This is a genomic window from Virgibacillus sp. LDC1, assembly GCF_025792345.1.
In the GTDB taxonomy this organism is placed as follows: Bacteria; Bacillota; Bacilli; order Paenibacillales; family Paenibacillaceae; genus Paenibacillus_AQ; species Paenibacillus_AQ lautus.
Window position 1 is genome coordinate 473,514 of sequence record NZ_JAOXLZ010000001.1, and the last position, 23,706, is coordinate 497,219.

At 52.3% G+C, this 23,706-nt stretch carries 20 protein-coding genes; 17 read left to right on the forward strand and 3 right to left on the reverse strand.

Features of this window, described 5'->3' with window-relative positions:
- Nucleotides 1–195 precede the first annotated feature (195 nt).
- The 17 genes from OHJ21_RS02190 (at nt 196) to OHJ21_RS02270 (ending at nt 18,144) form a co-directional block, all read left to right on the forward strand.
- The gene (locus tag OHJ21_RS02190) at nt 196–1,098 is read left to right on the forward strand and encodes an alpha/beta hydrolase fold domain-containing protein (RefSeq protein ID WP_486019249.1); all 903 of its coding nucleotides are present in this window, start codon (nt 196–198) and stop codon (nt 1,096–1,098) included.
- Nucleotides 1,099–1,287: 189 nt separating this feature from the next.
- Complete coding sequence (locus OHJ21_RS02195) at nt 1,288–1,476, forward strand: hypothetical protein (RefSeq protein ID WP_100539301.1); 189 nt, start codon at nt 1,288–1,290, stop codon at nt 1,474–1,476.
- Nucleotides 1,477–1,785: 309 nt separating this feature from the next.
- Nucleotides 1,786–2,466 (forward strand): response regulator transcription factor, encoded by a 681-nt coding sequence (locus OHJ21_RS02200; protein WP_486019250.1) that lies wholly within the window; start codon nt 1,786–1,788, stop codon nt 2,464–2,466.
- A 26-nt stretch (nt 2,467–2,492) separates the two neighbouring features.
- A complete protein-coding gene (locus OHJ21_RS02205) occupies nt 2,493–4,226 on the forward strand; it encodes a sensor histidine kinase (protein ID WP_486019251.1) in 1,734 nt (577 codons plus the stop codon).
- Nucleotides 4,219–4,821 (forward strand): hypothetical protein, encoded by a 603-nt coding sequence (locus OHJ21_RS02210; RefSeq protein ID WP_486019252.1) that lies wholly within the window; start codon nt 4,219–4,221, stop codon nt 4,819–4,821. The genes OHJ21_RS02205 and OHJ21_RS02210 overlap by 8 nt, the downstream gene beginning before the upstream one ends.
- A 143-nt stretch (nt 4,822–4,964) precedes the next feature.
- On the forward strand, nt 4,965–5,426 hold the full coding sequence (locus OHJ21_RS02215) for a hypothetical protein (RefSeq protein WP_394057029.1): 462 nt from the start codon (nt 4,965–4,967) through the stop codon (nt 5,424–5,426).
- A 33-nt stretch (nt 5,427–5,459) separates the two neighbouring features.
- Nucleotides 5,460–6,434 carry a Gfo/Idh/MocA family protein gene (locus OHJ21_RS02220; protein WP_394057027.1) on the forward strand — a complete coding sequence of 325 codons (975 nt, stop codon included), beginning with the start codon at nt 5,460–5,462 and terminating at the stop codon, nt 6,432–6,434.
- Nucleotides 6,435–6,680: 246 nt separating this feature from the next.
- Nucleotides 6,681–10,355, forward strand: coding sequence for a nitrate reductase subunit alpha (locus OHJ21_RS02225; protein WP_486019253.1), 3,675 nt, complete (start codon nt 6,681–6,683; stop codon nt 10,353–10,355).
- Entirely contained in the window at nt 10,345–11,880 is a 1,536-nt protein-coding gene (gene narH, locus OHJ21_RS02230; protein WP_100536129.1) for a nitrate reductase subunit beta, read from the forward strand. The genes OHJ21_RS02225 and narH overlap by 11 nt, the downstream gene beginning before the upstream one ends.
- On the forward strand, nt 11,873–12,451 hold the full coding sequence (gene narJ, locus OHJ21_RS02235; protein ID WP_486019254.1) for a nitrate reductase molybdenum cofactor assembly chaperone: 579 nt from the start codon (nt 11,873–11,875) through the stop codon (nt 12,449–12,451). The genes narH and narJ overlap by 8 nt, the downstream gene beginning before the upstream one ends.
- Nucleotides 12,438–13,130 carry a respiratory nitrate reductase subunit gamma gene (gene narI, locus OHJ21_RS02240; protein WP_100536131.1) on the forward strand — a complete coding sequence of 231 codons (693 nt, stop codon included), beginning with the start codon at nt 12,438–12,440 and terminating at the stop codon, nt 13,128–13,130. Before narJ ends, narI begins: the two co-directional genes overlap by 14 nt.
- 51 nt (nt 13,131–13,181) lie before the next feature.
- Nucleotides 13,182–13,646: a GAF domain-containing protein gene (locus OHJ21_RS02245; protein WP_100536132.1), complete on the forward strand. Its 465-nt coding sequence runs from the start codon at nt 13,182–13,184 to the stop codon at nt 13,644–13,646.
- The gene (locus OHJ21_RS02250; protein ID WP_100536133.1) at nt 13,643–14,725 is read left to right on the forward strand and encodes a sensor histidine kinase; all 1,083 of its coding nucleotides are present in this window, start codon (nt 13,643–13,645) and stop codon (nt 14,723–14,725) included. The genes OHJ21_RS02245 and OHJ21_RS02250 overlap by 4 nt, the downstream gene beginning before the upstream one ends.
- The gene (locus OHJ21_RS02255; protein ID WP_071223733.1) at nt 14,722–15,369 is read left to right on the forward strand and encodes a response regulator transcription factor; all 648 of its coding nucleotides are present in this window, start codon (nt 14,722–14,724) and stop codon (nt 15,367–15,369) included. The genes OHJ21_RS02250 and OHJ21_RS02255 overlap by 4 nt, the downstream gene beginning before the upstream one ends.
- A gap of 167 nt (nt 15,370–15,536) precedes the next feature.
- The gene (locus OHJ21_RS02260) at nt 15,537–17,051 is read left to right on the forward strand and encodes a nitrate/nitrite transporter (RefSeq protein WP_486020990.1); all 1,515 of its coding nucleotides are present in this window, start codon (nt 15,537–15,539) and stop codon (nt 17,049–17,051) included.
- Nucleotides 17,052–17,102: 51 nt separating this feature from the next.
- On the forward strand, nt 17,103–17,822 hold the full coding sequence (locus OHJ21_RS02265) for a YwiC-like family protein (protein ID WP_486019255.1): 720 nt from the start codon (nt 17,103–17,105) through the stop codon (nt 17,820–17,822).
- Between the two features lie 85 nt (nt 17,823–17,907).
- A complete protein-coding gene (locus tag OHJ21_RS02270) occupies nt 17,908–18,144 on the forward strand; it encodes a DUF6953 family protein (protein WP_041621962.1) in 237 nt (78 codons plus the stop codon).
- 107 nt (nt 18,145–18,251) lie between these two features.
- Here the strand turns inward: OHJ21_RS02270 and OHJ21_RS02275 are convergent, their stop codons facing one another.
- From OHJ21_RS02275 to OHJ21_RS02285, 3 genes are read right to left on the reverse strand one after another with little or no spacing between them, the layout of a single operon-like run.
- The gene (locus OHJ21_RS02275; protein WP_486019256.1) at nt 18,252–20,741 is read right to left on the reverse strand and encodes a glycoside hydrolase family 38 N-terminal domain-containing protein; all 2,490 of its coding nucleotides are present in this window, start codon (nt 20,739–20,741) and stop codon (nt 18,252–18,254) included.
- Between the two features lie 21 nt (nt 20,742–20,762).
- Nucleotides 20,763–21,767 carry an ROK family protein gene (locus tag OHJ21_RS02280; protein WP_486019257.1) on the reverse strand — a complete coding sequence of 335 codons (1,005 nt, stop codon included), beginning with the start codon at nt 21,765–21,767 and terminating at the stop codon, nt 20,763–20,765.
- Complete coding sequence (locus OHJ21_RS02285) at nt 21,754–23,640, reverse strand: class I mannose-6-phosphate isomerase (protein ID WP_486019258.1); 1,887 nt, start codon at nt 23,638–23,640, stop codon at nt 21,754–21,756. Before OHJ21_RS02285 ends, OHJ21_RS02280 begins: the two co-directional genes overlap by 14 nt.
- Nucleotides 23,641–23,706: the final 66 nt, after the last annotated feature.

Consider the following 23,706-nt stretch of genomic DNA (forward strand, 5'->3'; position numbering starts at 1 on the left):
TCTTGAGATTAACCAACAGACATATCGGCAAAGAGACCTCACCCATCCTTTCGTGATCGGTGAGGTCTCTTTTTATATGCAGCCCGCTCTGTATCAATTGCCACAGCGGCCATGCCGCGTGTGGTGATATATTGAGGGTGGTCACACACTTACCTGCCATATATTGATCACGTCCAGCAAAGGGGATGAAGCCATATGCCGAGCAAAGAAAGTGTTGCTATCAAAGAACTGCTAACCGCAGAGGGATTTCATCATAAATGGGAAAATGCCGGAACGATTCGGCAATATATCGAAACGTTGCCTCCATATCCTGCGTTATCAGAGAAACAGGAAGGATTTGAAACCCGCTGTTTCCAAAGCGAATCGGGGGTAAGCATGAATTATTATGTATCGCATGGCGCGAAGGAACAGGGAACCGTTGTTTATTTGCACGGCGGAGCTTATATCGAAGAGATTTTGCCGCCCCATTTCACTTATGCCAAACAGTGGACGAAGCGAACCGGATTCAGCGTCATTCTACCCAATTATCCCACCGTCCCAGCTATGGATGCGAAGAAGCTGACGGGGCTGATGCGCGAATTTTACAAGTACATCTGCACCCAGGTGTGGAGTCCAGTATTTCTAATGGGCGATTCGGCGGGTGGCGCGCTGGCTCTCGATATGGCCCAGTCGGTGAAGGGAACTCCGCATGCACCCAAGGGGTTGATCCTGCTCTCCCCATGGGTGGATGCAGCTACGGACAATCCGCAGATTGCCGCGCTCGGTATACCGCAGCGCGACGTCTTTCTCCAGCCGGTCGGGCTCGGTGAAGTCGGAAGGATGTATGCTGGAAGCCTTTCGCTGGACGATCCGGCGGTCAGTCCTTTGTTTGACGAGATGGGAAGCCTTCCCCGCACGGTCATTCTCATCGGAACCGATGATTCCCTGCTCCCGGACGCTCGTCTTTTGCGCGATAAACTGGTCCGAGAAGGCGTTGATACCGAGTATTGGGAGTACGAGAATATGATGCATGTGTGGCCTCTGTTTCCGATGCCTGAAGCCGAAGAGGCACTGGAGCGGTTGCATCAATGGGTGGCATGCGATGGAGGAAGGCTCTAATGGAGGGTGACGAACCATCCAATTGGATGGTCAAACTGTGGCGAAATTGGATGGTGTGCATTAGCCGATTGTTCATTATAATGAGGCAGAAATGATAAAAGAATGATGATTACTGTTGATCCTGATGCCTCAGGTTCTATAATAGATTGTATATAATGAATAATCGAATGGGGTTGTTTGTGGTTGGTTATGTATATTATCGTCATCGCGCTGGCTTTAATTGGAGGAGTTTCCACGCTTGTTGTAGGATTATCTCAGGAGAATAAGAAGGCAAACCCGAACTATGAGCGGAAAACCAAAACCAATCTCACGAAGCTGCTCATCATTTATCTTGTTTCGTTAATTGCGTTTATTTTGATATGGATGATTTTTAGATAACTGTAAAGGCCGTTTCCTGGAACGATGACCGGGGAGCGGCCTTTTGCTATTCAGATAAAGGACTCGGGGGTGTCCGACGATCATCTCGTGATAGGAGCTGCTGAAGTTCAAACCGAGTACACACGATGTACACAGCACTTCTCTATACTAGGTCTTGAACTTAGAGACGAAAGGTGTGGAGGACAGATGCACGGTATGGCGAATTATGGATGCTGTCGGTCATACAGGATGAACGTGATTCGCAGTTCATTGTGTTAACATGAGGGTATATGGAAACTTCAGCTTATGACAGATGCGGAGTGTTATGCAATGAAACGGAGTCTATTGTTGGTCGAGGATGACCTGCTGATGCGGGAGTTCATAACGGACTATTTCAAAAAGGAACAATGGGAAGTGCATGAAGCGGAGAATGGAAGGATTGCGCTTGAAATTTTCGAGCAGATCTCCATCGATCTGATGGTACTGGATATCATGATGCCGGAAATGGATGGGTGGTCGGTATCCCGGCGCATTCGCGAGAAGTCGGACGTGCCGATCATCATGATTACGGCAAGAGCCGAGGACGATGATCACATCATGGGGTTCGAGCTGGGGGCCGATGAATACGTGACAAAGCCGTTAAGCCCGAGAGTACTGGTAGCCCGTGCCGCTGCATTAATGAAGAGAAAAGAAGGCACGGTTGGACGTGAGGGGGATCGTCTGGTCTACGGCGATTTATACGTAAACCGAACGGCGCATACCGTCTCGGTTGCGGGCAATAAAGTTAATCTGTCCCCGAAGGAGTATGACCTGCTTCTCTTTCTGATCAAGCATTACGGGAAAGTCCTGTCCCGTGATTATATTCTGGATGCGGTCTGGGGTTACGATTATTTGGGCGACCTTCGCACCGTCGATACGCATATCAAAAAGCTGAGAGCCAAGCTCGGGGATGAAGGCCGCCATATATGCACGGTTATCCGTTCAGGCTACAAATTCGAGACGGAATCATGAGAAGAAGCGTCGTTTTCAAACTGTTCATGGTGACGTCTGTGATGATATTGATCGTCTTTTCACTGGTGATGGTAGCGGAAGGACTGTTCTTCGAGCGGTTCTACCGTACGTCCAAAATCCATGCATTAGAGCGGAATATGAAACAATTCGCGCTGCAGCTTAAAGAGCTGGAGGCGGGAGAACGACAGACGGCAAGGCTGCTCGGTCATTTCATGAATGAGAATGATGCCAGCATCGCGATGCTGAACGAACGGTTTGCTCGCTTGCATATCAATCCCTACGTGCTGGAGCTGCAAGCAGAGGACGGCAAGAACATCACGATTCTTCTTCCAATGGAAGGAATGGCTCTGGAAGACATCCCGCAGGGGATCAAGACCGGCGATACGCTGGTGGTTGATGGCATCTTTATGGACGAGATAGACACGGTTATGCAGCCTGTAGTCTTTCAGCCAACCGATTCGGAGGCGGATGAGGGATTGGTGCGGATCAGAGGGAAGGTTACGGACATGATGCTGCCGGAGAAGCGGTCGTATAACCCGTTATATCAGGATGCGCTCATTGACGATGCCCTTCTGGAATGGACGCAGCAGCCGGAACAGGATCTGAAGCTCCTGCAAAAGGGGTCACCGGTTCGGATGTCATGGACCGACAAGTGGAGCGGGGTCGATTACGTGGTTCTGGTTCGCTCGCTTGCGGAAGAGGGCCAAGAGGATCGTTATTTGTTTGTCATGACCTCGATGCAGCCGGTCGGGGAAGCCGTCGGTACGCTCAAGCAGTATGTTATCTATATCGCGCCGATGATTGTGGTGCTTGTCATGGTCCTGTCCCTGATCTATTCCCGCATGGTCTCTAGGCCGTTGGTGCAGTTAAACCGGTCGGCGGCGCGTTTGGCAAAGCTGGACTTTTCCGCGCAGGCGGAAATCCGTTCCAAGGATGAGTTCGGGGAGCTGTCACGCAGCATGATCACGTTATCGCAGAATCTGGATGCAGCCCTGAAGGAGCTTACCCGGGCGAATGCCAGGCTGCAGGAAGACGTGGAGGAGAAATTGAGATCCGAACAGCTCCGCAAAGAGCTGATCGCGAACATTTCCCACGAATTAAAGACCCCGCTGGGGATTGTCAAAGGATTTGCGGAAGGGCTGCAGGATGGCGTGGCGGACGATAAAAGAGAACGGTACCTTGCCTTCATCGTCAATGAAACGGATCGAATGAATGCGCTGATTATGGATATGCTGGAGCTTTCCAAATTCGAAGTGAAGGCTATAAGGCTCCAGCCCCGAAGTTTTTCGCTCACTGATCTTATCCAACAGGCGGCGGATTCGTTTACCCGGCAGTTGGAGGACAAACGTCTCCAGCTTAGCATCCACCAAGGTCAAGATGAAGAGGCCATCGTTCAGGCGGATTCGAGACGGATTGAACAGGTTATTCTCAATTTATTGAGCAATGCCATCCGGCATGCCGAGGAGAACAGCGTCGTTACCATAAGGTTACTGCGGATGTCTCCAGGGAAGGTCACCACGATCATTGAAAATGCCGGCAAGCCCATTTCGAAAGCGGAAATGGGGCGGATCTGGGACCAATTCTACCGAGCCGAGCGTTCCCGGGATCGCAAATCCGGAGGTACGGGCCTTGGACTCGCGATTGTCAAACATATTCTGGTGCTTCATGAAAGCGACTACGGCGTGATGAATACAGAACGCGGTGTAGCATTTTATTTTACTTTAAACGAAAGCGGAGGGGACATTCATGCTCATGAATAACAAAAAAACCATCTATCTTATGTCGGCACTGCTCGTGCTGCTTCTGACCAGCGCGTGCGGCGCAAAGCCGGACACCGAGTCTCCGGCGACCCAGACGGGTTCGCCGATTGAAATGGATCAAGTCGGCGAGGTTGATCCTGAATCGCCGTCCGCTCAAGACGGGACCGATGCTTCAGCGGATCCCGAATCGAACCAAGGAGACTCGGAAGCAACCAAAGATCCTGATCAGGAAAAACAAAACGAAATCCAGGATCCACCGGCGGAAGGGGATCAGCAGATCCTTATTGTGATCGATCAAACCCCCAAGCCGATTACGGGAAACAGCTTCGACTTTGGCGTGACCAAACTTCCGGAGGGTTACTCCTTGAGTGAAATGGAGTGGAAATCGGACAAAACCGAGATCAAGAGCACGGTTCAAGAAGCGATTGAACACGGGCAGACCGGGGAAGACGGATTTTATATCAGCGGAAACGGACAATTTTCCGGGTTTATCTATCCTGACGGGATGAAGGGCGAGGAGGGCCAGGTCTTGTTCCGTTTTATCGATGAGCAGGGACATGAGTTAACCTGGGAGAAAACATTGACTCTGAAATAGCGTGGAACAAGTAATACAGACAGAAGGGCGGCCGAATGCGGCCGCCTCTTCGTTTTTTCAATCGCTGAAAGGCACGATTTTCAGCAATCACCCGCTGACATCTCTTATAATAGGAAAAGAATCATTCAGTAAGGAGTGAGGTTTTGGAGCTTTTTTTGAGGAAAAACAAATACGGCTTGATTGTGCTGGCGCCATTAATCGGAGGCTGGTTGTTTAATTCATTAATGGTTATGCTGCCCTTTTCCGGTTTTTTGCTCTGGACGGTCAATATAGGATTCATGCTGTTCTGGTTCTGGGCCGGGCGGCAGTTCGCCCTGCTTCCGAGGAGTAAGATGTACAGCTTCCTGCTGGGTAACCTGGTCTGGCTGCCATCCTTCCTGCTCTACATTTGGCAGTTCGTACTTGTGGACGAGGCCTCCAGGAACATGATGCTCGCCGGTCTGTCCCAATATTATGTGTTATTCATGATTATCATTGGAACCCAGGTTCATTTGATGTATTCTGGAGACATCAGCTCCACGGAGATCGTCATCATCGCTTACGTCCTGATGCTGGTTGTGTTCGCTGCAGGATTTGTATATCAATGGCTGAGAAGAAAACCATAGTATCTCTAATCAAAGGGGAGGTCTTAGGATTACATGGCATTGCGAATTGGAATCATAGGCACAGGCTGGTTTAGCAAAGTACATGCAGATATTTTGTCCAACATGGATGGAGTTAACGTTGCCGCCTTCGTTGGGACGAGTCAGGAGAAAGCGGAACAAGCGGTGCGGGGCTATGCCGGGGCCAAGGCGTACAGCAACGTTGAACAGATGCTGGATGCAACGAAGCCGGATGCGGTTTATATCTGCGTCCCGCCGTTTGCGCACGGAGAGATCGAAGCCCAGATCGTGGAGCGGGGCATTCCTTTTTTGGTCGAAAAGCCGCTGGGCACGAACCTGGATACGCCAAGGCAGATTCTGCATGAGGTGAAGAAGGCCGGTTTGATTACGTCTGCCGGGTACCATTTCCGTTATACGGATGCAGCCATCAAGGCTGCCGAGCTGCTGGAAAGCCGGGAGATCGGGATGGCGCTTGGCTACTGGATGGGAGACATGCCGCAGGTGTACTGGTGGAGACAGCAGGAAGGCTCGGGAGGGCAATTCATCGAGCAAACCACCCATATAGTTGACCTGCTTCGCTGCCTGCTGGGTGAAGCGGATGAAGTGTATGCGGCTTATGCCCATCGAGCAATGAAGGATATTCATGAGGGGGTAACGGTGCACGACGTAGGTACCGCGACGCTGAAATTAAAATCCGGCGCCGTGGCAACGATCTCCAATACCTGCATGCTGCCGGAGTCGGATCGGGCCGGCTTGGATATTTATACGGAGCAGGGGGTCATCGGCATTCAATCCGATAAACTCATCGTTAAGGAAAAAGGAAGAATGACGGAAATCCGCAATGCAGCTAATCCTTATCTTCGAGAGAATGAAGCTTTCATCCATGCGCTGCGCACAGGCGATGCTTCCGGAATCTTATCGACCTATGAGGATGCCGTCAAAACCATGGAAGTTACCTTTGCTGCTTTGCAGTCGGCCGAAACGGGGGTCCCGGTGAAGATCGGGGAATGATCATATCCCGTTAGAACCCCAAGATGCCCCCGGAAGACCATCAGGTCTTCCGGGGGCATCTTTTTTTCGTTTCAAAGAGAACCGTGCATGAATCGCCGCCTGCCTTAACCAAGGGAATTCTCGCAGGAATATAGGTGTTTCCCTAATAGGAACCGATGAAGAAGGCACCCATAATAAAGCTATACGAAGGACGGCACATTGATTCCCCAATCATTGTCATTCAAGCAGAAGGAGTTGAACTGTCCTATGAAACGAAAGTCGGGGCTGAAGTTCTTCAAGAGGATGGAAAGCTATTCTGACAATTGGTCCGTTCTGGAGGAGAAAAGCAGGGAATGGGAAGATATGTACCGCAAGCGCTGGTCGCATGACAAAGTGGTACGGACGACGCATGGCGTGAACTGCACAGGCTCCTGCAGCTGGAAGGTTTTTGTAAAGAACGGGATCATCACTTGGGAAAACCAGCAGATTGATTATCCCTCCTGCGGGCCGGATATGCCGGAATTCGAACCGCGCGGCTGTCCGCGCGGAGCTTCATTTTCCTGGTATGAATACAGTCCGCTGCGGGTGAAATACCCTTATATGCGCGGCCGGCTATGGCATATGTGGCAAGAAGCCTTAAGCCAACACAGCGATCCGATCGCCGCTTGGGCCAGCATCGTCGAAGATCCGGAGAAATCCAAGTCCTATAAACAAGCACGCGGGAAAGGCGGTCATGTCCGTGTGTCCTGGCAGGAGGCCACGAAGCTGATCGCCGCCCAGTTAATCTATACGATCCGTAAATACGGCCCGGACCGCATTGCCGGGTTTACGCCCATTCCGGCCATGTCGATGATCAGTTATGCTTCAGGGGCCAGATTTATTTCCCTGCTTGGGGGAGAAATGCTCAGCTTCTATGACTGGTATGCGGACTTGCCGCCGGCATCTCCACAAATCTGGGGAGAGCAGACCGACGTGCCGGAGTCCAGCGATTGGTACAATGCCGGTTACCTTATCATGTGGGGCTCGAACGTGCCGTTAACGCGGACGCCGGACGCCCACTTTATGACGGAGGTGCGGTACAAAGGCACGAAGGTTGTGTCGGTCGCGCCGGACTATGCCGAGAACGTTAAGTTCGCCGACAACTGGCTGGCTCCGAATCCCGGAACCGATGCGGCCATTGCACAGGCCATGACGCATGTCATCTTAAAAGAATTCTATCATGATCGTCAGGAACCGATGTTCCTGAATTATGCGAAACAATATACGGATATGCCTTTCCTGATTCTATTGGATGAGTTTGAGGGGGGATACAAGGCAGGACGTTTCCTCCGGGCAAGCGATCTGGGAGATACCACGCAGCATGCCGAGTGGAAGCCGGTGATTATCGACGAGAACACCAACGAAATCACGGTTCCGAACGGCACGATGGGACAGCGCTGGGAGCAGGACAAGAAATGGAACCTGATCCTGGAGCGCGAGGACGGCTCGGTCATTGCGCCGGCGCTATCCGTGGAGCCTCAGGGTGGGGAGCGGCAGGTCATTTCCTTCCCGTTCTTCGACAACAACGCCAACGGCACCTTCAAACGCCAAATTCCGGCGAAGACCATTCAGTTGGCGGACGGAACGGAGCGTCTGGTGGTAACGGTGTACGATCTGATGCTGAGCCAATATGGCATTGGACAGGCAGACAGCGGGCTGGGTGCAGACGGATATAAGGATGCGGACTCCTTCTATACCCCGGCCTGGCAGGAGAAGATCACCGGTGTGAAGCCCTCCGTCGTAGTCCAGATCGCCCGGGAATTTGCGCAGAATTCGCTGGATACCGGCGGCCGCTCCATGATCATCATGGGCGCGGGTATTAATCACTGGTTCAACAGCGACACGATCTACCGCTCCATTTTGAATCTGGTCATTCTAACGGCTTCCCAAGGCGTAAACGGCGGCGGCTGGGCGCATTACGTCGGCCAGGAGAAATGCCGCCCGATCGAGGGCTGGTCCACGGTCGCCTTCGCCAAAGACTGGCAGGGACCGCCGCGTCAGCAAAACGCCACTTCGTTCTTTTATTTTGCGACCGACCAATGGAAGTACGAAGAGATGGGTGCCGATTCCCTGAAATCGCCAACGGGCGGGGAGATCCGTTACCAGCATCCGGCGGATTACAACGTGCTCGCCGCGAGACTGGGATGGCTCCCATCTTATCCGCAGTTTAACAAAAACAGCTTGAAGTTTGCGGAGGAAGCAGCTCAGCTGGGGAAAACCACCCATGAGGAAATTGTGAAGCATACGCTTGAACAAGTGGTTTCCGGGGATACGAAGTTTGCGGCCGAAGATCCCGATGCGCCTGAAAACTTCCCGAGATCGCTGTTCGTTTGGCGTTCGAACCTGATCTCGAGCTCTGCCAAGGGTCAGGAATATTTCATGAAGCATTTATTGGGCGCTTCCGACAGCCTGCTCTCGACGCCGAATGAAGAGGATAAGCCGGAGGAAATGGTCTGGCGCGATAACGTGGAAGGCAAGCTGGATCTGCTGGTTGCCTTGGACTTCCGGATGACATCAACTCCGATGTACGCAGATGTCGTTCTTCCGGCAGCAACCTGGTATGAGAAAACGGACTTGTCTTCAACCGATATGCATCCTTTCGTGCATCCGTTTAACCCGGCAGTCGATCCCCTCTGGGAATCACGGTCGGACTGGGATATATACAGAACGATTGCCGAAGTCTTCTCCGACATGGCGAAGACTCATCTGCCGGGAATTTATAAGGATTTGGTCACCACACCGCTCTCTCATGACTCCATTAGCGAGATTGCCCAGCCATACGGTGAAGTGAAGGATTGGCGCAAGGGCGAGATCGAAGCGATTCCGGGCAAAACGATGCCTAATCTGACGGTGGTTGAGCGGGACTATACGAAAATTCACGACAAATATATCACGCTCGGTCCGAACCTGGCTACAGGCAAAGTCGGAGCGCACGGCGTCAGCTTCTCGGTCGCCGAAGAGTATGAAGAGCTGAAGCGTTTGAACGGAACGTATTTCGATGACACCATCAAAAATGGCCTGCCCAAACTCCATACGGCAAGAAATGCGGCGGACGCCATTTTGAATCTGTCTTCGGCCACGAATGGCAAAGTATCACAGCGAGCCTGGGAATCGGCGGAGCAGGACACCGGCGTGCAGCTGAAAGACATTTCCGCGGACCGCGCCGCAGAGCGCATCACGTTCCAGAGCATTACGGCCCAGCCGCGGGAGGTTATTCCGACGCCAGTATTCAGCGGATCGAACAAAATGGGAAGAAGATACTCCCCGTTCACAACGAATATTGAACGGCTAGTACCTTTCCGTACGCTGACCGGCAGACAGCATTTTTATATCGACCACGAAATTTTCCTGCAGTTCGGAGAGGCGCTGCCGGTGTATAAACCGACGCTTCCGCCCATGGTATTCGGACCGCGCGACAAGAAGATTACCGGGGGGAAGGATACACTCGTGCTCCGATATCTGACGCCGCATGGCAAATGGAACATTCACAGCACCTATCAGGATAATCTGCACATGCTGACGCTGTTCCGCGGAGGCCCGACGGTATGGATTAACAACGATGACGCAGCGGCTAATGACATTCAGGACAACGATTGGCTGGAAGTCTACAACCGCAATGGCGTTGTCACCGCCCGCGCCGTCGTCAGCCACCGGATGCCGAAAGGCACGATGTACATGTATCACGCCCAGGATAAACACATCAACGTGCCGGGCTCGGAAATTACGAAGGACCGCGGAGGCAGCCACAACGCGCCGACGAGAATACATGTGAAGCCGACCCAGATGGTCGGGGGCTATGCACAGCTCAGCTATGGATTTAACTACTACGGACCGATCGGCAACCAGCGGGATGTGTACGTGGCTGTCCGCAAAATGAAAGAGGTGGATTGGCTTGAAGATTAAGGCACAAGTCGCCATGGTCATGAATCTGGATAAATGCATCGGCTGCCATACGTGCAGCGTCACCTGCAAGAGCACCTGGACGAACCGTCCGGGTGCGGAATACATGTGGTTTAACAACGTGGAAACGAAGCCGGGCGTAGGCTATCCGATCCGCTGGGAAGACCAGGAGAAGTACAAGGGAGGCTGGACGCTGAAAAAGGGCAAGCTGCAGCTGAAATCCGGCAGCAAGCTGTCCAAAATCGCGCTCGGCAAAATCTTTTACAATCCGGATATGCCGGAAATGAAAGATTACTATGAGCCGTGGACCTATAACTATGAGCATCTAACCAATGCCGGGGAGAAGAAGCATCAGCCAGTGGCCCGTCCGAAATCGGCGGTAACCGGCGAGACGATGAATCTGGAATGGGGTCCGAACTGGGAAGACGATCTGGCGGGAGCCCATGTGACCGGCCCAAAAGATCCGAATATCGAAAAGATCGAGGAAGAAATCAAGTTCAACTTTGAGCAGGCGTTCATGATGTATTTGCCCCGCCTGTGCGAGCACTGCCTGAACCCGAGCTGCGTAGCGTCCTGTCCTTCCGGAGCCATGTACAAGCGGGATGAAGACGGCATCGTATTGGTGGACCAGGAAGCCTGCCGCGGCTGGCGGTACTGCATGACGGGCTGCCCGTACAAAAAGGTGTATTTTAACTGGAAAACGAACAAGGCGGAGAAATGCACCTTCTGTTTTCCGAGAATTGAAGCCGGGCTGCCTACGGTATGCTCCGAAACCTGTACAGGACGTATCCGGTACTTGGGCGTGCTGCTGTACGATGCCGACAAGGTACAGGAGGCAGCCTCCACGCCGGATGAGAAGGATCTCTATCAAGCTCAGTGCGATCTGTTCCTGGATCCGCATGATCCGGCTGTGATCGAGCAGGCGCGCAAGGACGGATTAACCGAAGAATGGATCGAAGCTGCCCAAAACTCGCCCGTATATAAACTGGCCATTGAATACAAGCTGGCCTTTCCGCTCCATCCGGAGTACCGGACGCTGCCGATGGTTTGGTACGTGCCGCCGCTCAGTCCGATCATGAACTATTTTGAAGGCAGGGATTCGATTGAGAACCCGGACATGATTTTCCCGGCAATCGAGGAGATGCGTACACCGATCCAGTATCTCGCGAATCTGCTCACGGCAGGGGATACGGTGACGGTGAAGGAAGCTCTGCAAAAAATGGCCATGATGCGTTCTTACATGCGTGCGCAATCGTCGGGGACTGCGTTTGATGAGACACGGCTAGCACGGGTTGGCTTGACCGCTTATCAAATGAATCAGATGTACCGGCTGCTTGCTATCGCTAAATACGATGACCGATTTGTTGTTCCGACTTCGCATAAAGAAAGCCATATGGATGTTTACCGTTCACAGGGTTCCGAAGGCTTTAGCGCAAGCTGCGGCGGCTGCGGACCGGAGGGTTTGCAGGGCAAAACGGGCAAAGAGCTGTACGAAGAAAACTTCTACGGGGGGATCTGGCGTGATTAATCTCGGAAAGCTGCATGATAATAAACATGTTTTCGGCTTTTTCGCTCAGCAGCTCACGTATCCGGAAAAGCTGGACTTCCATCCGTCGGTCATGGAGGAGTCGCTTGGCTCCTCAGACCCGGCCTATGAATCCGTCAGAACGTACTGGATGACCATGCATGAATACAGCATGGAACAGATTGAAGAGCTCTACGTCCAGACCTTCGACTTTCAGGCGAAATCTACATTGTATATGACCTATTATAAATTTGAGGATGGCAGGGAACGTGGTCAGATGCTCGCCAGACTTAAAGAGACGTATGAGATGTTTGGCCTCGGCATCGAGGGCTCGGAATTATCGGATTATCTTCCGCTGATGTGTGAGTTTTTGTATGCAGCAAATTGGCAGGGGCGTGAACAGGAAGCGGCGGAGAGCCTGGATTTGATGATGGCTGTCATGGAAGACGGCACTTATCATCTGCTGAAAGCTTTGGAGAAGTATAAGAGTCCGTATCGCTATCTCATTCAAGGTCTGCGAGAGACGTTCAAAGCGTGTGTCCATCGGGAGGCGGCAGCTCATGAGCATGATTAATCAGTTTTTGTGGGTCATTTTTCCCTACATCTGCCTTGCCGTGTTTATTGTCGGTCATATTTACCGATACCGTACGGACCAGTTTAACTGGACGGCAAAATCCAGCGAGTTTATCGAGAAGAAGCATCTCAAGCTCGGCAGTCTCATGTTTCATCTAGGCATCATTCCGGTTATCGGGGGGCACGTCGCAGGTCTAGCTATCCCTCAATCCTGGATGGAGTCGCTGGGCGTCAGTGATCATATGTACCATATCGGGGCGGTGTATATCGGGAGCGCATTTGGCTTTCTAACGCTGGCAGGTATGGTATTGTTAACCGCCAGGCGGTTCACCATTCGAAATGTCCGAAAACTCAGCTCCGCTTCCGATATGATGGTTAATGTCCTCCTGCTGTTTATCGTATTTATGGGGATGTACAGCACGCTGGTCACGAACGCGGTGCAGCCGGAATTCAATTATCGGGAAACGGTCTCCGTGTGGTTCCGTGGATTGTTTATGCTCCGTCCGGATGCTTCATTGATGGTGAATGTGCCACTATCGTTTAAAATTCACATTCTGGCGGGATTTGGCATTTTCGGCTTATGGCCGTTTACCCGATTGGTGCATGTGTGGAGTGTTCCGTTGAATTATGTGGGTAGAAGATATATCCTGTATAGAAAGCACCGTAAATTTGAATCGTAGAGCGGAAGAAGGCTGTTTGGCCTTCTTTTCTACGTCAGAGGAGTAATGGAAATGAAGAATCAGCCGATCTTTAATTACCAAAGTGAAATGGATAAGCTTCGAGCCCGGTTTCAATTCGATTTCGTGTCCATGGCGTTGGTGCAGCCGGCTGAAGACCGATTTGTATTGACCTGGCAGTATGCCTCGGGAAACATAAACGAGAGGTATAAGCGTATCGTTTTACATTCCGGCAAAGGCATCGCCGGCATGGTGTTTAAGACGGGAAAACCGATGCTGATTCAAAACGTGAATGCCGATATTGAATCAAAGGACTTGTATAATTATCCGATTATCGTTGCCGAGCAGTTGAAAAGCCTTGGCGCATTACCGCTGTGGGAAGGCTCTCGCGTCAGGGGTGTTTTGCTTGTGGGCTATCGCAAGGAAAACGTGCTGGATCCACTGTCCTTTGAATCGTTTCAGGAAGGAATAGGCACGGAATTTGGGGCTTTTTATGCCAAGGAGGTATCACAGCCTTGATTCAAATGACGGATGAGCATTTAAGCGAACTGCTTAGAAATATGTATCAGAATAGCATGGAGGCCATTTTTTTTATTGACGAAAAGGGCAGCGTGGTGGCAATGAATCCGGCAGCGGAGAACATCCTAGACATTGAAGTGATCGAGAGGATGCAGTCCGGTGCGGATGGTTCCTTCTGCCAAACCTGCAAAGGCTACACCGATGAACAGGATCTCATAACCTGCTCCACTTGCTATCTGGATTATCCGGATGGAGAGTTTTCATCGTTCCAAGTCTATCTGAAGACACGTGGCGAAGGAATCGTTCCCTATGCGGCCAGTTACCATATCATCGATGAAGCTCGCGGCATCCGGGTCATGATGCTCCTCGATCTGACGAAGCAGCAGAAGACACAGGAAATACTGCAGCGGACGAATATGCTGAAATACGTTATCAAGGCACAGGAGGACGAGCGCAAGCGGATATCCCGCGAACTGCATGATAGCGTGGCTCAAGAGCTGCTCAGCTCACTGGTCGACCTGCGTGTTGTTAAATATATGAACGTGGGCGAGGATGTGCTCAAGAAACTGCACCAGACCGAGGTATCTTTAACCAGGCTTCTGGATGATATCCGGCATTTATCCGTTGAACTCAGGCCGGCTTCATTAGATGATTTGGGGCTTGAGGCTGCCTTCCGCTCCCATTTTAAATGGATTGGAAAGAACTACGGAGTGCTGGTTGATTTTTCTGCGGAGTTAGCGGCAGCACGCTACGGCAGCGAGATTGAAACGGTTGTGTACCGGGTATGCCAGGAAGCGGTGCTGAATGCCATGAAATATTCAGGAACGGATGAGGTGCATGTACGCTTATGTGAAGTGAATGGCTACCTTCAGTTAACCGTCCGGGACCGTGGAGTCGGGTTTAACAGGGTCATTGATGAAGCTAAGGGAACCGGACTGGGACTGTACGGGATGCGCGAACGCGCAGAGCTGGTCGGTGGTCAGTTTATTTTGCTTTCCGCTCCCGGTGAGGGTACGACGATTCAGCTTAACATTCCGCTTACGAATGGTGACGACAAGCTGGAGGTGATGGGTACATGAAAATTGTGATTGCGGATGATCATGCCGTGGTCCGCAGCGGATTTTCCATGATTCTGAATTACCAGGAAGATATGGAGGTTGTCGCGACGGCGGCAGACGGCATGGAAGCTTACACCATGGTGGCGAAGCACCGGCCGAATGTGCTGTTGATGGATTTAAGCATGCCTCCCGGCGAAAGCGGGCTGATTGCGACCGGCAAGATCAGCAGTGAATTTCCGGAAACGAAAATTCTGATTCTAACCATGTATGATGATGACGATTATCTGTTTCATGTTTTAAAAAACGGGGCTTCAGGTTACGTACTCAAAAATGCGCCGGATGATGAATTAATCTCCGCCATCCGCATGGTGCATAAGGGAGGGACCTATATCCATCCCCAGATGGCTACATCCCTGGTTCGGGAGTTTATTAAGAAAGATAGTGAGAGTGCGGAGCAAGATCCGTTTAACAGTCTGTCCAAAAGGGAGATTGAGATCCTGCCTCTGATCGCCAAGGGTTATGGCAATAAGGAAATCGCAGAAAAACTATTCGTATCGGTCAAGACGGTGGAAGCGCACAAGGCCAAAATCATGGAAAAGCTGAATTTGAAAAGCCGTCCGGAGTTAGTGGAATATGCATTGAAGAAAAAATTGCTGGATTTTTAGTCCTTACATATACAAGAGGGCGCAATTAAGGGTCGTTGCTTTAAGGAATAGGGAAGTTCCCCGGAGAGATTCAGGGAACTTCCCTATTAGCATTGTGAATAGGTGCACGTACAATAGGAGCTGGGGATCAATATGCCATTCATTATGCTTTAGAAAAGGTGATGGAAATGATCAAAAAGCTGCAGCTTCCGCTGCAAACAATGAATCTGGTGCTTGGCTTTATGGTATGGGTCATCATCTCCGCGCTCCTGCCGTTTATTCGAGAGGACATCTCCATTTCGGCCGACCGGCTCGCGATTCTGACGGCTATTCCGGTGGTGCTGGGTTCCGTTCTCCGGATTCCGCTTGGCTATTACGCCAATGTGGTGGGAGCACGAATTGTTTTTATCGCCAGCTTCATCCTGCTGCTGTTTCCGGTCTATTTTATCAGCGCGGCTTCCTCCTTTACGCATCTGGTGATCGGAGGTTTGTTCCTGGGGATCGGGGGGGCCGTGTTCTCGGTTGGCGTGACCTCATTGCCTAAATATTATGCGAAAGAGAAGCTGGGACTCGTGAATGGGATTTACGGGATGGGCAACATCGGTACCGCCATTACCACATTTGCTGCACCGGTCATCGCGACTCAGATCGGATGGTCCAAAACCGTCCAGCTGTATTTGGTTCTACTTCTGATATTTGCCGTGCTAAATGCATTTTTAGGCGATCGCAAAGAAATAAAGGTAAAAACACCGGTAATGGAACAGATCAAGGGCGTGTATAAAAATGAAAAATTGTGGTTTTTCTCGCTTTTTTATTTTATTACATTCGGTTCGTTCGTGGCCTTTACAGTGTACTTGCCAAACTTCCTGGTGACCCATTTTGAGCTTGCGAAGGTGGACGCCGGGATGCGGACGGCAGGGTTCATTTTGGTAGCCACTTTATTACGTCCCGTAGGCGGCTGGCTTGCGGATAAATTTAAACCGCTGTTCTTATTAATGGGCGTATTCATAGGGCTCACGGCTGCGGCCATCCTGTTGGCATTCTCTCCATCCATTGGCTTATATACGGCCGGATGCTTAACCATTGCCGTTGGTGCCGGTCTCGGAAACGGGGTTATTTTCAAACTCGTGCCCCTTTATTTCAACAAGCAGGCGGGCATTGTGAACGGTATCGTGTCCATGATGGGCGGCCTTGGCGGATTCTTCCCGCCGCTGATGCTTTCCTTCATCCATTCGGCTACGGGGCAGTACTCCATTGGATTTATGGCCTTATCCCAGGTTGCGCTCGCCAGTTTCGTTATTGTGGTATGGATGTACTACCAGGACAAACTCACCGTACAATCGGAGGTGTTTAACTCCACCGGCCAGGGGATTCTGGTTACGGATCCGAACGGTAGGATCAATGCCGTCAATCCGGCATTCACGAAGTTAACCGGATATTCGGAGGAGGAAGTACTCGGCAAAAATCCGAGCGTATTGAAGTCCGGAAGACAATCACCGGCGTTTTATCAGGCGATGTGGTCTGAAATCAGGGAACACGGGAGCTGGCAGGGGGAGATTTGGAACCGCCGGAAAGATGGAGAAGAGTACTTGGAGCTGCTGACGATTAACGCGGTAAAGGACGAATCGGGTGACATCGTTCAGTATGTGGGTACCTTCAGCGATATTACTTATCATCCGCCTGGCCGTTGTTCGAATGGCTGAAGATATGAATCACGATGGCTATGAGTTGATGGATTGGAGAGGGAGAAACGCATGAAAAAGACGAGGATTGTCATCCCGCGGGAGCATGGTGGCTGGGCTATGGTCAGTGTACCCTATATCATAGGAATGGCGGCAGCCAAACCGGCTCTGCTGCACCTTCCGCTATTTTTGGCGTGGTTAGGTTTATACATGGCATCCTATCCGTTTCTGCAATCCTTAAAGAAGACGTCCCAACGTAAAACTTGGATATCCTGGGGGATCATTTATACCCTTATCGCCGTGGTTTTTCTGATTCCGGTGCTTGTCTTCAAGCCGTCGATGCTCTGGTTTGCACCTGTGCTGCTCATCCTGATCATGGTGAACGTTTGGCATGTCCTTCAGAAAGCGGAGCGTGCGCTGTTAAATGATATTTGCGCGATTCTGCTGTTCTGTACCGGAGGTGCCGCTGCTTATATGCTGGGGGGCGGTGGTTTCGATCCGATGCTTGCCGCCGTCATTGCGTATAATTTCCTATATTTTACGGGCACCGTGTTCTTTGTCAAATCGGTATTCCGTGAGCGGAAAAACAGGCGCTGGACGATATACGCAAGAATATATCATGCCGTCATGTTGGTTCTGCCGATCATCTTCGGGAATCCGTGGATGTGTCTGCCATTCGTATTTCCGTTCATTAAGACGTTCCTGTATTCCGGAAAAGTAATGAAACCGATGAAGGTCGGAATCATCGAGATTGTAGGTTCCGTCCAGTTTTTGTTGCTGTCCATGATGTGATGTAGTCTGCCGTTTTCATAAAAATCGATTCCATCGTCCATTCTGTTATAATAAGTGGAGGCATACAGAAGGGAACGATGTTTATATGACATATACAGCGCAGCAGGTGGCTGAATGGATGGTGGAGGAAATCCGGTTTACGGGTAATTTGTATCAGACGGAGGCCATCCGCTATGTACGCGAGAACTTCGGGGAAGAGTTTGTTTTCGTTAACGAAAACGGGAATGCCTCACTGTCCAAGGACGTGAAGAAGGCATTCCGCAAACTGCATGGCGGTCGGATCGCTTGGGATCGTGACGGATTCATGTGGGCATGGACGTAGTCTTGCTTCGAAAAAAATAATAAGGGCTGGAGCGGCTTGAGGGCCATCCTGCCTATCATAATGAGAACAGCTGCCTTGAAACCAGGGCAGCTGTTTTTCATTACGACTTATTTGATTCGGTGAACCGTGAATTGTCCGGTTGAAGCGTGCAGGGTCTTCGCAGCCTGCTCCGGGTCCAGCTGGCGATGTCGTTCTACCGCATAGCTGAACTCGTAGAAGCCGCCAAGCGTAGCCTTGAAGTTGGTTTCCCAGTAGTTGGTCAATATCCAGGCATACGTGGAAGGACGGCTGTCCGCAGGCTGCATGGTGTGGAGCTGCCGGGGCACGTGCTCCAGCGTTCCCAGCTGTACGAGCGGCGTGTCTGTCATGGACAGGATGAGCGCTTCCCGTTCTTTAGCCGAGTGCCAGAATATCCCCTCTTGGACGCTGGTGTAATCCAGGCAGGATCCGGGAATCTGATCCTTCCATGGGCGGATGTGACAGCCTGCTTTTTCTACATATAGCTCGGCTTCAGTGCCCATGGTGAATGGCAAAGCCACGTAAACATTTTCCGGCAGCCAGACGCTGTCTTTGTGGAAACGGACGGACACCTCGACACGAGGCTGATTCGCATACATCTTGATGTGGAGGGCATAGTAGCTGAGCCCTTTCACGTCAAAGACCAGCGCCACCAGGGCAAACAGCGGTCCGTTGTCCAGCACGGTGACTCGGGTCAAGCGTCCGGTATCCCGCTGGACGTTGACGCCCTTCCGATTGCGACCCATGCGGCGGCGGGTAGAGCACACCTCGGACGGATTATGCTCATCCTGAGCCGGCGTAACCTCGTACACGGGGGTGAATGGCGCGTGCTCGCGTGCATCGTCCAGCAGGTCTGCCGAGCGTGTCTTATCGATCCATGCCGTAATGCCTTCGTTCATCTCCCATTCGATCCGGAAGGATTCGGATTCGATCGAACGCTTGCCCACCACGATTGGATATGGAGTTATGGGCTGAGTCTGGATGTCTGCGATTCCTTCGCACGCAATCGGTTCGGTGTTGCGCGCAGTCACCATGTTCCCGAAAGCAGAGAGGGCATCTGGCGTTTCGTGCGGATGGATGTACAAGATCCGGGACTCATCCGGTTCAAGTGAGAGCTGCGTGACAAGCGCCCCCGTGTGTGCCAATTGGTACGGTAGCGCCTGCCCGGTCGTTTCGTCGATGAGCTCGAACTTTTTCTTCAAGATCACATGTTCCCAACCATCCAGCGGGATGGCGACCTGCAGCGTCGCCGCGGCCGGCTCCGTGTTGATCACCTCGTAGCGCAAGGGACGATGAGGGGCAAGCAGCGCGCCATGACGGGCCACGAGCGCTTTGTCCAATGCCCGGTAAGCAAGTTTGCTGGCTTCAGCCGCATAGGCCTGCTTCCGTACCTCCAGCATTTGCACCTGCGGATGCCATGGCTCATACACGGAGGAATGATAGCCCCATGTATGCTCCGCGTACATGGTCAGCGCCTGTGAGGCATCCTCGATCTCGGCGAGGCTTGCCGCACCATGGGCCGGATCGAGCCGCTTGACTTTGCGAAGGGTACGCTGGGCATCCCGGTAAATCTGGGTATGCATCGCTGTTGAAGCCACCCCATCGGTCCACCAGTCCGGCCAATCCCCCCGGTGTACCGGAAGCTCGGACAGGTCCTCCTGTTTCAAGGCCGCAAAAAATTCGGACAGCGTAGCCAGCTTAATGGTGATTCGGTCGCCGTATTGTTCATTCCACTTCGTCATCCACTCCGCGATATCCGCATTCGGGGATGCATTGTCCGTGCCCAGGCCGGAGACCATGACCGGAACGAAGGAATACGGGTAGGCTTCCTGCTCGAGATTCCATAAATACCGGTTAATCCGTAAAGCAGCGATGTCGTTATGACGTTGTTCAGGCTCCATCAGGTTATGCTGAAGCTCGTCCTTGATGATGTATTTACCCAGTGCGTCCGGACAGAACCCGAGCTCGTTGCCGAACATGTAATGCTCGCCGTTCCAAACAAGCAGTCTGCCGCCGTTCGGGCTTTCCCACCAGAACGGAGTTTGTTTGCGGCCCAACGGATACATGCCGTGATGCGTATGAATGCATGAAAATAGATGCTCGATGTTATTTTGCAGCAGGCTATCCGCGTACCCCCAGCCGTACCCGTTAATGTCGGCGGTCATGGCGCTGTCGATCCGATGTCCGAAGGTCTCCGCGAACCTTTGCGCCTTGCCGTGGTTCCGCAGTAGGAGGTCGTAATCCGGGAGTTCGGTCATATTGAGATAGGTTCCGGACAGTTCGATATCGCCGCGTTTTACCGCTTGTTGAAAAGCTTCTTTTTCTGCCGGAGTTGCTGCTTCGAGAAATTTCTCTACGGCCCAAAAGGTTTCGCAAGTCCAGCGGAATGTTTTCCATTCCGGGCGATCTCCGCTGTTTGCGGCTTCCGCGATGCCTAGTGCCTGGCGGATAAAATCAACATGGTACTGCTCAATCCTCTCTTGTCGCTCGGTGTAGCCGATATCCGTGTGAGAATGATGAATGACATAAATCGTCCAGGGGCGGGCGGGTTCATGACCGCCTTGGGTGGATAGGTTCATATAATGGTGACCTCCTATAGATTAATTGGGAGCGGATGCATGATGATCCGTATCCTCGAATAGCTTCTCAATGCCGTTAAACACAGCCGCCGTCCCATCCGCGAGACCGTGAACAGGAACGGCGTACCTGCCTAAAGCCAGTTGGATATCTCTTTCCCATAAGGGTAAGCTGCCCGAGATTTGTCCGCCCAGCACCAGGCGGCTCGGTTTGAACTCGGATAGATAAGGCAGCAGCATCTCTCCCAGCTTGCTGCCGTATTCCCGGAATACATCCTGAGCTTGTGCGTTACCGCTTTTGGCTGCTTCAGCGAGGTCGGCTACGTCGATCCCGTCAGCCAGGAGCCCCCGCTCCGAAGCCATGTTCAGAATACCCCTTCTCCCGAAATAGCTGTCCACGATGTGATCCCGGTAAGGCTCCGCAAACAGCATTCCGCTGCTTGGGATGCCGTGCCTGCCGGCTACGATTTGACCATTCTCCACAAAGGCAGAGCCGAGGCCTGTACCGAGCGTAAGGCATAGGAGACGTTCCGAAGGGAACCGGATGGAGGCCCCAAGCCCGAACATGAAGGCGTCATTCCCGAACCGGATATCGGCGGCGGTCAGTCGATTCATCGTGACACCCGGGAAGAATGGCTTGAGTCTCTGAAATTCGAAGCGGAGCAGATCCCGAACCGACAGCTTGAACAGAGCTTCATATTTGCCGATGCCTTGAAGAAGCGCGATGCCTTTTGCGTAATCGAAGGGCCCCGGGAAAGCAAAGCCGATCCGAATGGAATCGTGATAATCCAACGGCCGGTAGGCCGAAGCGTAATAGGTGATCAGATCATGACAGGCTTGGGCGAAGCTGGCGATCGTATCGGCCGCAGCCCCTTGCGATTCCGAGGGCCGGGTTAAGAACGATCCGTGAACAAGCTGACCGTTCACGATAAGCGCTCCCTTCAAGGCGGTGCCGCCGGCATCCAGCGCGATGGTGATGGGGGCCGGGGTGGGCATGCCCCCAGGATCCGCCCCATCATTCCGCAACATGGAAACTCTCCGTTCCGGATGTCCGGGAAGGCGGAAGCAGCGGATGATTCCACTCGGGATTGACTCTGGCGGCAATCAAGGTGCATGGGGACCCGGACAGGTTCTCCAGACGGTATTCTCCCACACATGCCGGGACGATGTAGGATTCCGCGTAACCCCATTCAACGGCCGCACCTTCGTCCGCTGCCGGTACAAGGCGGACGCGTTCGCCATCCACGAGGTTGTACATGACGAATTCTCCTTGTGTGTCCGCATTCCATGTTTCATGCAGGGTCAGCCTGCTGACCTGGAACAGTAGATCATCCCGTTGACCGAGCAGCTCCTCCGAACTGCTGCCTTGTCGCCTTATGACGGTTGGCTGGGCGATAAGACCGTTTTCTACCGCTGACGTATTCATGGCGTCATTGATATTGTGGCGTGCATGCTCAGGGTTCATCGGGCGTGGCTTGCCATCTGCGTCCAGCCGCAGATAATCGTAGATTTTGAACGTAAACCACCAGGTGGTCGAGGAGATTTCCAGCACCAGATTATCCCTGCCGGAGCAGTGGACTGTGCCCGGTGGAATGAGGTAGAGATCCCCCGTTTGCGAGTAGTACTGGTTAACGTAGTCGGAAAGCTCAAGCGGCTCTTCCCGAAGTTGGGCGTCTTCTACTGCTTCAAGCAGCCGTCCGCCGCTTATTCCTTCCTTCAGCCCGAGATACACCTTGGCTCCCGGGGCATTCCGCATGATGTAGTACGACTCTTGCTGTGTCATATGTTCATTGAACCGCGACTCGGCATATTCTTGCAGCGGATGCACCTGCAGCGACAGTTCGCCGCCCTGCATCGTATCCAGATAATCAAACCGGATCGGGAAGTAATCGCCGAATAGCCGGGCGTTCCGCTCTCCCATGATCTCTTGGGGAGCCGATTCCATTAATAACGTGAACGGAACCTCAAGGGTGATATCCTGCACGCGCAGCAGAAGTGTATTCTCGGGAGCGATGGGTTCAAAGCTCCAGGCACAGTTCGGCCATTCGTCGGGAAGACCGCACAATTCCTTAAGGTATTGACCGCCCCATATCCCCGGAGCAAAAAACGGCTTGACCCGAAACGGCTGCCGACTAGCTTTATGCAGTACGTTCACCAAGTCTGCTGTCGGCAGCCACACCGGCTCTTCCGGACGATTTAAGTCCATGTAGTAAGCTTGGTTATCCGAGTGTTCGGAATGGGTATAATGGGCTAACCAGTCGCGACGGTAAGTCTCCCAGATGGGCCATTCGAGAAATAAACAATTCTTGTAAGTCTCAACCTTATCGTTGGAGCTGCCCAAGCCAAAGCTGCCCATATGCTGGGCATGGCGCCGCTGCTGATTTTCGCGGGAATAATCGGCGTAGAAGCGAAGGTCGGGGGTCTGGCCTTCAAGCAGCGAAGCACCGGGTCCGTGCAGTACGTATATGCCTTGCATTGCGTCAAATTCAAGCGCGCTTTTTTTCAAGGCAGTCCGTGCGTCCTGTTGAAAATATTGAATGGGGCGGACATCGGTTGCTTTATAGCCGAATGCCCGATTATCAGTCAGATAAGGAGCCATCTCGACCCGGAGCTCGGCTTCGGGTTTGACGTAATTGGATGTGGAATCGCATGAGAAGGCGATCCCTTCCTGCTCACAGGTTTGCTGAAGCTTCCCCAGCAGTTTATCGAAACCGGCGCCGTGCGTTCCGTCAAGTGTAATGAAGGTACTGCGCTTTTCTTGTACTAGATGCTGGTTTTTTTGTTTGTAGGCCGACATGATAAGCGAGCACCAGGAGTCGATCCCATTCTTCATAAATAGGGGTTGGTTGCGAAAGTCCAAGTGGTTGATTGGGTGTGATTGAAAGGCCGTTGCAGGTTTCATGGATTGATGGATCCTCCCTTCCGGAATGTCTGTTACGACTTCATTGTAGAAGGCAAGGGAGGATCC